This window comes from Candidatus Sulfotelmatobacter sp., from assembly GCA_036500765.1.
In the GTDB taxonomy this organism is placed as follows: domain Bacteria; phylum Acidobacteriota; class Terriglobia; order Terriglobales; family Acidobacteriaceae; genus Sulfotelmatobacter.
Map to the genome: position 1 here is coordinate 176,167 of DASYBM010000016.1, position 13,064 is coordinate 189,230.

Consider the following 13,064-nt stretch of genomic DNA (forward strand, 5'->3'; position numbering starts at 1 on the left):
ACTGGTAATCGAAATTGCGGACAGAAAAAAGATTTCTCCGCGTCTCTGTGCCTCCGTGGTGAATTGATTCCCGCTCATTGTGCCACCTCTTCGGGAACAGTCGCTCCCACCGGCCAACTTGCGGCTACGAACGACAGCGCGTACACGCAGGCCAGTATGGCGAACCCAGCTACGAGGCTAATGTTGTGGGCGACGCTGCCGACGCAGACGGCGAGGAAGATCTGCAGGATGGTTCCAGCAAAGTAATAAGTGTTCTGCACCCGGCCCATCAGATGCTTCGGGACCATCTCCATCAGGCTGGTGTTCATGGCGACGCCGCCGGTACCGCGTGCCGAGCCCATCACAAAATAGGCGGCGATCGCCAAAAACAAAAAACGGGAGACGGGAGCGCATACCATCCCTACGGCGAGCAACGCCATCGAGAACGCAACGGTTCGGCGGCCGCCGAGTTGGGCAATGGCCTGCGGCGTATAAAACACGCTGATGAACGCTCCCGTGCCCCAGCCGGCGCTGAGCCAGCCGTATCCCACAGGCCCGGCGTGAAAGATGCGCTCGCTCAGAGACGGGGTCACAATGCCTCCATTCATCATGGCGCCGAGGAACAAGGCCCAGCTGATTCCCAGCGCGATGGCTGCGGGATGATCTCGCAGGAAGTGCAGACCTTCGCGCAGGTCATGCCAGAAGCGTGCCACTTGGCTTTCCGCCGCGATGATGTCGGCGCGCAACTCTTGCGGATGCAGCAAAACGTGGCGCCCTTTGCGCACCGCGAGGTAGCAGAGGAAGGAGACGACATAAGTAGAAACGTCAATCAGCAGTACTCCGCCGAGGCCAACGTGGTTGTACATGAAGCCGACGATAGCGCCGGCGATGAGCCACCCGCTCTGCACTCCGGCCATCAGGATGGTGTTTGAACCAACGAACTCGCCTTCCGGAGTGAGTTCCTGAATGAGCGCGGTAATGGTGGGCCAGAACATCCAGAAGCCGGCCGACACCAGCATGTTCATTAAGTAAAGTTGCCAGACTTCCACGCGATGCCGGAAGGCGAGGATGGCTACGGCCAGAATGATCACGCCCCGCACGGCGTCGAGCCACATGACGAGGCGCCGGCGGTCTTCGCGATCGATAATCACGCCGGTGAAGGGAAGCATCAGCATGGCGGGAATGGTTTGCAGGACGACCAGCGTTCCCAGGGCGGTTTCGGAATGCGTGGCCTGCAAAATGTACCAGGCCACCGCGGACGAGTTCATCCCGCTGCCCAACATGGAGACCAGGTTGGCGGCAAAGACGAAACGCAACGGACGCTGGCCGAGAATGCCACGCATGGGTCTACTTTAGCAAAGGCGAATTCACCACGGAGGCACAGAGACACGGAGAAGATTTTTGTTTTCTCTGTGTCTCCGCGACTCCGTGGTGGATCGATGCGGCTCGTGAACTCCGCCCTTGCGTATAGCGGCGTTCGGCGCTACGATTCGCTCGGAATTTGCAGTCCTGATTTCTCGCGAATATAGGAGGAGGGCTATGAAACGCTGCAGCTGGTCGATTCTGTTGGTTCTTATTTTTCTAGCATTCGCAGTCTTTCTTCCTCACGCCAGCGGCCAGGCCGAAAGCATCTCGATTGCAGCTGGCACCGATGAGGACAAGGCGCTCCAGGCCATTACCAGCGAAGGCGATCCGCAAAAGAAAGTTGCGATGTATCAGGACTTCGTGCAAAAGTTCGCGTCGAACCCGGCGGCGGTGGCCTATGGCGACTGGCAACTCGAGCAGGCTTACGTGGCGACCGGCGATCTGCCGAAGGCGCTGGATTACGGGGACAAGGCGCTGGCAGGCTCGCCCCACAATCTGGATATTCTGGTGTCAGTTGCGGGCGCGGCGCAGCAGGCCAAGAATAACGTCAAGCTGATGGACTATGCGGCAAAAGGCGGCGAAGTTTGCCTCTCGATTGTCAAACAGGCGAAACCCGCAGGCATGAGCGACGAGGAATTTGCCAGCAAGGTCAACGAGGAAAGGTCGTCTGCCAAGAGCGCCTGCGAATTTCTGGAGAGTTCGGGCTTCTACGCCATCAGCAGCGAGACCGATGCCAAGAGCCGTATGGATGAGATCGAGAAATTCACCGCGGCGTTTCCCGATTCCAAGTACTCAGAACAGGTATCCAACTACGCGATGTACACGCTGGGTCCAGGACAGTTGAACGATCAGGTGCGACTGGTTTCGTTTGGCGAGAAAGTCCTGGCGACTAATCCCAACTCGCTGGCGGCGCTACTGCTCCTCGCCGGTCACTACGCAGACGATACCAGGCCGGGGAGCGCAGCTAAAGCAATCAGCTATGCGCAGAAGGCGATTGAAGTGGCAAAACCGGATGCTCCGGATGCCGATCAGTCCCGGAAGACCTCGGCAGGAGCTGCACATAGTACGATTGGGTGGGCATATTTGAAGCAGGAGAAAACGGCGTCGGCGATTCCCGAACTCAAAACTGCTTCGACGCTGCTTAAAGGCGGAGAGGAACAGCAGCAGTATGCGAGAGCCCTCTATGGCCTGGGCTTCGCTTATGCCAAGTTGAACAAACTGAGCGAGGCCCGCGAGGTGCTGACCGAAGTTTCAAAAATGCCGGGGCCTTTGCAGCCCATGTCGCAGGATCTGCTGACGAAAGTTAATACAGCTCGAGCCAAAGGGCAGTGAGATCTGCGGGCCGGAAATCTGAACCACAGAGGGCACGGAGTGCCCCAGAGGATATACTCTGTGAAACTCTGTGTCCCCTGTGGTTAAGGTTGAAGTTTAGAACTACTCTAAGGTTTGACCAGTTCTTCGGAAAGCAATTCAGCTTTCCATGCCAGGGTGCGTGCGCGGTCCAGATCCCCGGCCTCGACAGCCGTCTTCGATTGATCCATGAACTGGCGAATTTGACTGAGCATGTCTTGCTGGCTCGGTGTAAGTTGGCGATCGGCGATCTTCTTGAGGTTGGTATTGGTCTCGCCCAGCATTTCGTCGGTATCATGCTGGTGCGAGGTTTGGTCCACGGCTGTGCCTCCGGCCAACTGAATGCTCGGTTCTGAGCTTCCCCCCTGCCGCACCACTATCTTCGGCGGAGGGCAGTTTGTCTGTGCAGTCGTTCTCGCTGACGGTGCAGTTCTGGGGGCAGTAGCGGTTCCAGGCGTGGCGGTGGAGTTGGATGGAGTGGGATCGGCGGGCGCCGGAGTGCTGTCGCAGTTGGCCGGGACTTTTTTTCTACGTCGCCTCTTGCCGGCGGCAGTGGCAGGCGTCGTCTGACCTCCAGAGGTCCTCGCGGCAGTTGCTGCGGAGGGCGCGGACTGCGACGATGCGGAGGGTTTCTGAACGGATGGCGCCGCCTCCCGACCTTGAGTTGCCGCCGCTTGCCCCGTAGCAGCGTTGCCGGCCTGCGGTGCGGCCGATGCCGCGCAGACGAAAGTGACGAAGAGAATTGCGGGCAGATTCATTCCCAGGTTCCAGTTGGTCTCACTTCGGCACAATTCAATCTTACTCGCTTAATGCGCTGTGCCGCGGCACCATCTCACAAGCTGCGTTTCGCAGGCGTGTCAGAATCAATCGCCGCGCTGCGTCGCTGTCGTATTTTGAGCCGCATCTTCGGCGTACTCCGGACCCGCCTCGATCGGTTCTCCCCCGAACGGAATCCGGAAACTGAAAACCGTTCCCGTCGCGCCAGATTCGAAGTCCACCGAGCCATAGTGCCATTGCAGAACCTGATAGGTCTGCGCCAGTCCGATGCCGCTGCCGTCTTTCTTGGTTGTGAAATAAAGTTCAAAAATCTTATCGTGCAGATCCGGGGGAATGCCTTCGCCCTGATCGCGCACTTCGGCAATTACGGCATTGTTTTCGCGCCGAGCGGAAATGGTCAGCAGCCCTCCATCCGGCATGGCTTGCACCCCGTTGAGGACCACATTGAGTATGGCCTGTTTCATCAGATCGACGTCGACTTTGACACGCAGGCGCTGTTGCGGCATATGCCGTTCGATGGTGACGCCGTGTTGCTCAGCATCGGGTGCTGCAAGCTGCGCCACCTCCTCCATGAGGCGGCGAAGATCCACTTCCTCCAGACGAAGATCGCGGGGCCGGGTGAAATCAACCAGGGTTTGTACCACGCGGTCAAGGCGGCGAATTTCGCTGTCGATGATATCCATGTGACGCCGGGTGTCCGGTTCCTGCTCGGCCAGTTTGTTGCGCAACAGTTGCAGGTGGAGCACGATGGCGTTGATGGGATTTTTTACTTCGTGAGCCACGCCCCGAGTTAAGCGGCCACTGGCGGAGAGGCGGCGCGACATCTCGATTTCGTCGCCGATGCGGCGCACCGATTCGGTGTCGCGCATGATGAGGAGCGCGCCGATCTGCGAATTCTTTTCCTGCACGAAGTCCAGCGAAACCTGGACGCGCTTTCCGCCCGCCGCCGCGAACTCTCGTTGCGATAGCGGTTTGCGGCGGTCAAAAGCATCCAGCAGGGCGAGGCCCAGCGCAGAACTGCGGTCGAACACCTCATGGACGGTGTGACCCAGAAGTTCTCCGCGGGGGCGGCCCAGAAAAGCTTCCACCGGCGCGCTCACCAGCACGACGCGCGAATCGCGCGCGAACAGCATCAGGCCGTCTTGCAGCTTCGACATGAGCTGATCCACGTTGTCCTTGAGGGCGGAAAAAATTTCGCGGCTGTCGCGAATCTGGCGGCCAAGGTTGGCTATTTTCAGAGAGACGAGCCCGTATTCGTCGTGGCGAGATTCATCGCCAGAAAGTGAGTTAGCCTCTCCGGCGCTCACGCTATCGAGATTGAGGTTGATTTGCTTCAGCGGGCCCAACGCGAGGTTGGAAATTCCCGCTGCCAGAAATAAAGAGCCGAAGATCAGGGCAATCGAGATGTATCCCGCTTTCATCAGCCGGGCCTCAACCTCGCTCTTGAGAAAAATGGTTTGTACGCCGATTCGGATCGTACCGAAAGGCTCGCCGTTCAACTCCAGCGGGTAGGTCACGTCATATACGGCGGCCGGGTTGAATACGAGGCGGATTTGTTCGCGGAGATGGGCGCTTACAACCTTCTGAAAATCAGGACGTGGCGCAATCACCTTGCCCACCATATTTGCGTTGGTATGCAGCAGCGCCTTGCCGGTGATATCGACGATGGCCACGTCGTAGATGAATCTCCAGTCGCCGGGATCGGATTGAAGCAGATTGTTCAAAGCCACGTCGGTTTGCACGTAGTCGGCGAACGCGCGGCGCAGGGCGGCGGTGTTGCTGGTATCGACTGTCGTGCTGCTGAAGTCGGGCACGGCGTTCGACACGGCGTACGCTAGCTGGTGGGTGAGATTGGCGGCGGTTTCGTTGGAGTTGGCAATGCGCAGCCGCAAGATCTGCGAAATATAGAGGTACGAGAAAGCGGAAACCATCACTGTCACCATAAGAGTGATGACCAGCACGATGATGGTCTTTCGTCGCAGCATGAAGAGAAACCGGCCGGCTCAGGCAATGCACGAGGAGCTAGCTACTCGATACTTCCTCCTTGCCGGGAACTCCCTCCGCGGAGGCGCTGCCATATTCCTTCAGTTTGTTATGCAGCGTTTTCAAACTGATGCCGAGGATTTCCGCAGCCCGCGTCTTGTTGTTGCTGGTGGCCTCCAGCGTTTTCAGGATCAGCATCTTCTCGGCTTCTTCAACGGTGGTGCCCACCCCCAGTCGCACCGCGTCGGGATCGTTTGCGGCAGTGCGCAACGGAGCCTGTCCAAATCCGGGCGGCAAATGTTTGGTCTCAATCACCCCGGTATCGCAAACGATGACGGCGCGTTCGAGCGTGTTGCGCAACTCCCGTACATTGCCCGGCCATGAATAGTTGTTGAACTGGTTCAGAACCGCCTCACTGACCGCTCCAACTTTGCGGGAGTGTTTGGCGCTCATCTCGGCCAGTAAGAGTTGTACCAGGCCGGCGACGTCCTCTTTGTGCTCGCGCAGCGGCGGCATGTGGATGTTGAACACATTGAGGCGGTAATAAAGATCGCTACGCAACTCGCCCCGTCCGACCGCCTCGTCGGGAACCTTGTTAGTGGCGGCGAGCACACGCACATCGACTGAGGTTTCGACTTTACTGCCCAGGCGGCGCAGCTTCCGGTCCTCCAGGACGCGCAGCAGCTTGGCCTGGGTTGCTATGGGCATCTCGCCGATTTCGTCAAGCAGAAGCGTTCCGCCTTCGGCGAGCTCGAAGCAACCCGTGCGACGCTCCAGCGCGCCCGTGAATGCTCCTTTTTCATGGCCGAAGATTTCGCTTTCCATCAGCGTATCGGGAATGGCGGCGCAGTTGATGGCGACGAAGGGCCGGTCCTTGCGGGGGCTGAGTTCGTGAATGGTCCGCGCTACCAGTTCTTTTCCCGTTCCGCTTGCGCCCGTGATGAGCACCGAGGCCGTGCTGGGCGCCACCATCTCGATCAGCCGGAAAATCTCCTGCATCTTGCGGGAGCCGCCATTCAAACGTCCCAGGGATCCTGCGTCGCGCAGACGACGGCGCGTGGCCTCGAGTTCGGCGCGGGTTCCCAGCAGTGCGGCGGCGTTGCCCAACATGGTCCGCAAGCGATCGGTGTCGATCGGTTTGGTGAGGTAGTCGTAGGCGCCCATGCGCATCGCCTGCACCGCGCTGTCGATTGTGCCCTGCGCGGTAACCAGGATCACCGCAATGGTGGTGGCCTGTTCCGCGAGATGGCCCAATAACTCGATCCCCCCCATACGCGGCATCTTGAGATCCGTAATCACGATCGAAGGGGACCATTGCGTGGCCTTCTCCAGGCCCTCGGAGCCATCGCGGGCCGTTTCCACGCGATATCCCCATGAAGACACTATTTCTGCCAGCCCAGACCGCTCGTTCTCTTCATCTTCCACGATCAATATTTTTTCGTGATTCATCGGTTGCCGGCCTGGACTACTGGTCTTTCTCGATATCTGCGGTCGATCACTGTGACCATCCGATCTATCCAATCTCGGGGTTAAACCTTGATTCCATTCGACTCCCGAAATGATGCCCCCCTCAAGGAGGCGAGTTTCCACGATACTCGGCCAGCTTGCGGTCCGGCAAGGTCTGGATGGAACCCGCTGCGGGTGAGGCCAGCCCTCCCGAATTTCGCTTTGAGACAACCGACTACCGTAAGAGCCGCCTCCGTGAAATACACAAAAACAAGTCTACGCTTTTGTTTTACTGGCGCGGTGCTGTAAAATCTCGGGTTCCCGATGCAATAGGTTTCGTCTACACCCAGGTTTCTAAACCTTTGCTTCCAGGCTTCTGTGCAGCATTCGGGAGTCGATACATCTTGGAGGAATTTTCATGAAAGTCAGCAGCATTGAACGTCGGATGCGCCCGTTTCTGACCGGTATCTCAGCCCTGATCGCGATCGTCGCGATTTCTACCCCCGCAGTTGCCCAAAGCGATTCCACTCCCAAGTGGGACGTGTTCGCGGGCTATCAGTACACAGATCCAGGAGGCACGGTTCCGCTGGGCCCCGATCCCAATAATCCAACGCCATTCAAGCTTCCGGGAATGGCGAAGGGAATTGGTGGTGCATTCACATACAACTTCGATTCACATTGGGGCCTGGAGACCGATGCCGGCTACAGCCGGGATACGGGCTCGGCCTCATCGGAGTGGACAATCGGGGCGGGTCCACGCTTCATCTGGCGCACCGAGGACGTCGCATTTTTCCTGCATGGTCTGGCCACATTCAATCGCGTAACCTATAACGCCGGATTTAATACGAGCAACGGCGTCGGCGCCATAGCAGGCGGCGGCATGGATATTCCTTTCGGGAAAATGTTTTCCTGGCGCGTGTTCGGAGCGGACTATGTTTTTGCGGCGCACAACTTTTCCGGTTTCGCCTCCCCGGCATTTCCCAACCTCCGCCATCCTAATTTCGAAGGCGTAAGACTACGCACCGGTGTGGTCCTCAGTTGGGGCGGCGCAGCGCCTCCAGTTCCAGCGGCCGCCTGCACGGTCCAGCCTGCCGAAGTGATGGTAGGGGAACCCATCAGCGCCACTGTGACCGCCAGCAACTTCAATCCCAAGCACACGGTTACTTACAGTTGGAGCGGAACTGGTGGCGCCGTGACGGGAAAAGACACTGCCGCCACCATCGACACGAACAACGCGACTCCGGGCAGCTACGTGCTTACCGCGCATGTGACCGACCCGAAAGCCAACAAGAACAATGAAGCCAGTTGCACGGCAAACTATACGATCAAGCCCTTGCCGCCGAAGAATCCTCCTACCATGTCGCTCTCGGCCAGCCCGACGGATTTGGTCCCTGGGGGAAGCGTGAATCTGACGGCTACCTGCACCAGCCCTGACGGTGCTCAAGTTTCGGTAGCCAACTGGACATCCAGCGCCGGGAACGTCTCCGGTAGCGGCAACTCGACGACTCTGAGCACTGCCGGACTTCCCGCCGGCGCGGTGACAGTCACTGCTACTTGCACCGATGCGCGCGGTTTGACGGCACAGGCTTCGACTCAGATCACCTTGGAGAATCCGCCGCCGCCTCCGGTCGACAAGGCGCTGGAAGCCAGGTTGGCTCTGCACAGTGTTTACTTCCCGACAGCAATGCCGCCGGCGAAGGATCCCAGTGCCGGCCTTCTTCCCTCACAACGCAAAATCCTCGACGCCTTGGCGGTGGACTACAAGAAATATCTGGAGAACAAGCCGGACACACATCTCGTCCTCGAGGGTCACGCGGATATCCGTGGGACCGCGGCCTTTAACCAGGCCCTGTCGGAACGCCGCGTGGCTCGCGTAAAGAGCTATCTGGTGGAACAGGGCATTCCCGATGCCGATATCGAAACCAAGGCGTTCGGCTTCCAGAAAAACCTGACTCTAGAGGAAGTGAAAACTTCTATCGAGAGCCGCTCGGACCTGACAACCGAAGAGCGCAAGCGGGCATTAGCTCGAATTCAGGTCATCAAGTTGGCCAGCAATCGCCGGGTCGACATTACTCTCAATACCCCAGGCCAGTCGGAAACATCGGTCAAGCAATTTCCATTCAATGCGGCAGATGCGTTGAGCTTGATTGGAGGTCGCGAGAGTGAGAAAGCGGCTAAGCCTGCCCCGAAGAAAAAACCGATGAAAAAGCGATAAGCGGGTAGCAGAAAAGTATTAACGAATCCTGATGCGGAGGGCCGAAACTGGCCCTCCGGCTTTTTTAGACGCGGTTTCTGACTCGTGAAATGTCCGATCTCCGGCAGCTTTGCCCTATCTGCCTCGCAGAATCTACACGGCCTACCCGAAAGTGCTATCGCCAAGTTATTGATTTGATGAGAGCGTGAGTGGTATTCGGGTTGCCACTTACTGGTTGAAGAAATGCGGGCGAGGATGATTCTAATGAGCCGGTTCCGCAGGCACCCAGGTCTGACAATCTGGGCACGCCTGACAGTTTGTCAGCGCCTGGCGATTGGGCCCACGCTGTTAATGCTCCTGGTGATATTCCCGCTGCTGGTGTCGGGCACGGGTTGTGCCCGACCGGCGGGGGTGCAGGATGCCGGTGCCGCTTCCGCTGAGCCACATCAGGTTCCCTTTCGTGACGGTGAAGGCACGCCAGATTCCCCTAAAGGCGACGCGTCCGAGACCTCGGACAATAGCCTGGGCGCTGAGACTGGCCTTCCGTTTCACGATCCACAAAGTCTGCCCGCCGGTACGCTGCTATCTGTTCGCTTGAAATCCCCTATCACGATTCGGACCCCGGGGATTAGCGGAACCTTCGAGGCGATCGTCGATGCTCCGGTAGCCATCGAAGGAAACAAGCTAGTCCCTCGCGGCGCGACTGTAGTCGGCCGAGTGGAGTCGGCTCGGACCTCCAATCTCAACCGCAACCGTGGTTATATGCGATTGGTCCTGGATTCCATCCATTTCGAAGGGGCGAGCCTGCCGATTCAAACCTCCAGCCTATTCGTGCGCGGAATTGAGGTTCATCCCGAAGCTCTACGCGAAGGTTTAAACAACGAAACTCCGCCTGGGGATGTCTCGCAAGGCCAGCGTGTTCGGCAAAGCCAGGCCGCCGGAGCCCGAATTCGCCTCGAAAAAGGCCGTCGGCTCACGTTCCGGCTCACCGAATCGGTGTTTGTGGCCGCCAGCCAACGTTCCAAAGTCGATCGTTAAGCCTTTCGGAAAGTTTTCCACAGAAAGATTTCCCGTTTTAGTGACATCTGCCCTTCGCAGGGGGAGACCCACTTCTCTATAGTGGCCTCGAAACGAATTTGGTCGGAGGCAGAACCCAACCCCAATCCCATTTTGGGAAAACCAAGGTCTCAGGCGAGGGGTTCGAGGGTTCCTCCGGGGTATGATCCCGCGCAAAGTAGATATATGAGTGCTGCCGCTGAAATCCCGTGGACGCCGCCGGACCCGAAAACGGAACTGCTTCCTGTTTTCCAGAATGCTCCTTTCGCGTTAGCCCACTGCCAGCGCCAGGGCAAAGTCACCGCGCTGAATCCCGCTTTGGCACAGGTTATCGGCGGCGAGATCGGAATGGCCCTTCCGCTGTGCTTCTTAGATCTGATTCATCCACAAGACCGGCCCGAGGCCGAACGGCTTTTTGCAGAGCTATTTGGGCGGCAACGTGACACCTTCCAATTGGACTCCCTCACCATGCGTGGAAATAGCCAGCATGTCCGCTGGACGGTATGGCGAGTGGAGGGAATCTACGGCGATGCGGACTACGCTCTCATAGCGGCAGAACAAGCATTGCGGGGCCACAAGATTGAGCAGCGGCTTCGCCAGGCCGAGCGCCTGGAAGCGGTCGGTCGATTGGCCGGAGGAGTGGCGCACGACTTCAACAATCTTCTGACAGGGGTGCTGTTGTATTGCGACCTGCTGCTGGCCAATCTCGAGCCGCACCACCGGGTCCGGAAATATGCGGAAGAGATTCGAAACGCGGGAATACAGGCCAATGGTCTGGTGCGGCAGTTGTTGACGGTGTCCCGCCCCCCGACCTCCGAGCCACGCCTCTTGTCGCTGAATGAAATCGCTGAAGGCATGCGCAACTTGCTGGGTCGCCTGATCGGAGAAAACATCGACTTGAGATTCCAACTCGATCCTGATCTGGGGATGGTCAAGATCGACTCGACCGAAGCGCAGCAGATTCTGCTCAATCTGGTGCTTAACGCACGGGACGCTTTGCCCCGCGGGGGACGGATCACGGTCGAGACCGCCAATTGCAAGATGCAGTTGTTGACCGAACCGCCATCGACCGCTCCCAGCTCGGCCTTGCTTCCCTGCGCACTGTTCGTGGTAGAAGACAACGGCAACGGCATGGATGCCGACACTCGAACCCATCTATTCGAAGCTTTTTTTACCACGAAGGCGGGGAAAGGAACCGGGCTGGGCCTGGCGACTGTCCACGACATTGTGACCAGGAACGGCGGATTGATCCATGTAGAAAGCGCCCCTGAGCGGGGCACTCGGGTGAGTGTGCTTCTGCCCCTGATTCCGGAAACAGTGTTGAACTCTCAGAACCGTCTCGATGAAAAGCCTCAAGACGAGCATCACCACGATTTCTTGCCAGAAACGAGCCCGAAAATATCACCTCCGAGAAATGAAGAAGGGAAATAAACACCATGACGTCAGCAGGTCTAAGTCCCATGATTGCCACACCGCAGTTTGAAGCCGCAAATTTTCTCAATCTCCTGATCGTGGATGACGAACGCTCGATCCGGGAGGCCTGCCGCGAAGTAGCGCAGTCGCTGGGCTATACGGCGTATGTGGCCGACTCCGCCGAACATGCCTATCGCTATCTTGAAACGCAGGCTTTTGACGCCGTCCTGCTCGACCTGCGGCTCCCCGGCGCCGGCGGCCTGGAGGCGCTGCGCCGCATTAAGGAGCGGCGTCCGGAAGCGGTGGTCGTGGTTGTGACCGGGTACGGCACCGTTCAGTCGGCGGTGCAAGCCATGAAGAATGGCGCTTACGACTTTGTAACCAAGCCTTTCAGCGTTGACGAGTTGAAGATGCTGCTCGAGCGGGTCGCGATCCACTTGAAGCTGAAATCTGAAAATCGTTTATTGCGCGAGAAAGTGCGATCGAAACAGGGATTTGGAGGCATCGTCGGCCGCGCCCCGGAAATGGAGAAGCTCTACCGCATCATTGCCAAGGCCGCCAACAGCATTCATCCCGTGCTGATCCTCGGCGAAAGCGGGACCGGCAAAGAGATGGTCGCTCGCTCCATCCACTATTCCGGTCCATTCCGCGACAAGCCCTTCATCCCCGTCGACTGCGGATCGCTGGTGCCGACGCTCATTGAGAGCGAATTGTTCGGCTATGTGAAAGGGGCATTCACGGGTGCCAATCAAAACAAAGATGGACTCTTGACCATGGCCGAAGGAGGCACGATATTTCTCGACGAAGTAGGAGAGCTTCCGGTCGATCTGCAAGCCAAAATGCTGCGCGCGATTCAGGAGAAGGAAATTCGCCCGGTCGGCAGCACGCGGCGAGTGCCGATTAATGTGCGCATTCTGGCCGCGACCAACCGCGATCTGGAACTAGCCGTCACTCAGGGCGAATTCCGCCGCGACCTCTACTTTCGGCTGAATGTATTGAGCCTGCGCATTCCGGCGCTGCGCGAGCGACGGCAAGATATTCCCCTGTTGATCGGTCATTTTCTGGAGCGCATGACCCGGACCTCGGGAGTGGAGAAAATGCTCACGGACGACGCCCTGAAAGCGATGCTAGCCTATGACTGGCCGGGCAATGTTCGCGAACTGGAGAATTGTCTCGAACGCACGTACGCCTTCACCAGTGGTCCGCTGATCCACACCACGGACCTGCCTCGCGAGGTAGCCAATCTTCCACCGTCAGAGGTGTTACATGGAAATGGCGGGGCGAACGGGCACGGAAAGATCATTCCCATGGCCGAACTCGAGCGGCAAACGATTCTGAGTGCCATCACAGAACTTCGCGGCGACAAATTGCAGGCCGCCCGCCTGCTCGGCATTGGGAAGACGACCCTATACCGGAAACTCAAGGACTACGCCGCGCATGAATATCGACAATGATCTTCGAAGCTCTCGAAGCCCGTTCTTGAACTTGCCGCCAGGACGCG

At 58.2% G+C, this 13,064-nt stretch carries 10 protein-coding genes; 6 read left to right on the top strand and 4 right to left on the bottom strand.

Features of this window, described 5'->3' with window-relative positions; genetic code table 11:
- Nucleotides 1-74 precede the first annotated feature (74 nt).
- Nucleotides 75-1,322, bottom strand: a complete 1,248-nt coding sequence (locus VGM18_17855; GenBank protein ID HEY3974876.1) for an MFS transporter — start codon at nucleotides 1,320-1,322, stop codon at nucleotides 75-77.
- 196 nt (nucleotides 1,323-1,518) lie between these two features.
- On the opposite strand from VGM18_17855, the gene VGM18_17860 reads away from it, so the two are divergent.
- Complete coding sequence (locus VGM18_17860) at nucleotides 1,519-2,676, top strand: hypothetical protein (GenBank protein ID HEY3974877.1); 1,158 nt, start codon at nucleotides 1,519-1,521, stop codon at nucleotides 2,674-2,676.
- A gap of 107 nt (nucleotides 2,677-2,783) precedes the next feature.
- Here the strand turns inward: VGM18_17860 and VGM18_17865 are convergent, their stop codons facing one another.
- A complete protein-coding gene (locus tag VGM18_17865; protein HEY3974878.1) occupies nucleotides 2,784-3,014 on the bottom strand; it encodes a hypothetical protein in 231 nt (76 codons plus the stop codon).
- Nucleotides 3,015-3,036: 22 nt separating this feature from the next.
- Here VGM18_17865 and VGM18_17870 point away from each other — a divergent pair, with 22 nt between their 5' ends.
- The gene (locus tag VGM18_17870; protein ID HEY3974879.1) at nucleotides 3,037-3,264 is read left to right on the top strand and encodes a hypothetical protein; all 228 of its coding nucleotides are present in this window, start codon (nucleotides 3,037-3,039) and stop codon (nucleotides 3,262-3,264) included.
- A gap of 293 nt (nucleotides 3,265-3,557) precedes the next feature.
- Here VGM18_17870 and VGM18_17875 read toward each other — a convergent pair whose 3' ends face one another.
- Together VGM18_17875 and VGM18_17880 are read right to left on the bottom strand one after the other, a co-directional pair.
- On the bottom strand, nucleotides 3,558-5,456 hold the full coding sequence (locus tag VGM18_17875; protein ID HEY3974880.1) for an ATP-binding protein: 1,899 nt from the start codon (nucleotides 5,454-5,456) through the stop codon (nucleotides 3,558-3,560).
- Nucleotides 5,457-5,493: 37 nt separating this feature from the next.
- Nucleotides 5,494-6,903 carry a sigma-54 dependent transcriptional regulator gene (locus VGM18_17880; protein HEY3974881.1) on the bottom strand — a complete coding sequence of 470 codons (1,410 nt, stop codon included), beginning with the start codon at nucleotides 6,901-6,903 and terminating at the stop codon, nucleotides 5,494-5,496.
- Nucleotides 6,904-7,318: 415 nt separating this feature from the next.
- Between VGM18_17880 and VGM18_17885 the strand changes: the two genes are divergently transcribed.
- The 4 genes from VGM18_17885 to VGM18_17900 all read left to right on the top strand — a co-directional run bounded on the left by VGM18_17885 (nucleotide 7,319) and on the right by VGM18_17900 (nucleotide 13,017).
- On the top strand, nucleotides 7,319-9,115 hold the full coding sequence (locus tag VGM18_17885) for an OmpA family protein (GenBank protein ID HEY3974882.1): 1,797 nt from the start codon (nucleotides 7,319-7,321) through the stop codon (nucleotides 9,113-9,115).
- A 243-nt stretch (nucleotides 9,116-9,358) separates the two neighbouring features.
- A complete protein-coding gene (locus tag VGM18_17890; protein ID HEY3974883.1) occupies nucleotides 9,359-10,132 on the top strand; it encodes a hypothetical protein in 774 nt (257 codons plus the stop codon).
- Between the two features lie 204 nt (nucleotides 10,133-10,336).
- Nucleotides 10,337-11,581, top strand: a complete 1,245-nt coding sequence (locus VGM18_17895) for an ATP-binding protein (protein ID HEY3974884.1) — start codon at nucleotides 10,337-10,339, stop codon at nucleotides 11,579-11,581.
- A gap of 5 nt (nucleotides 11,582-11,586) precedes the next feature.
- Nucleotides 11,587-13,017 (top strand): sigma-54 dependent transcriptional regulator, encoded by a 1,431-nt coding sequence (locus VGM18_17900; GenBank protein HEY3974885.1) that lies wholly within the window; start codon nucleotides 11,587-11,589, stop codon nucleotides 13,015-13,017.
- The last annotated feature ends 47 nt before the right edge of the window (nucleotides 13,018-13,064 follow it).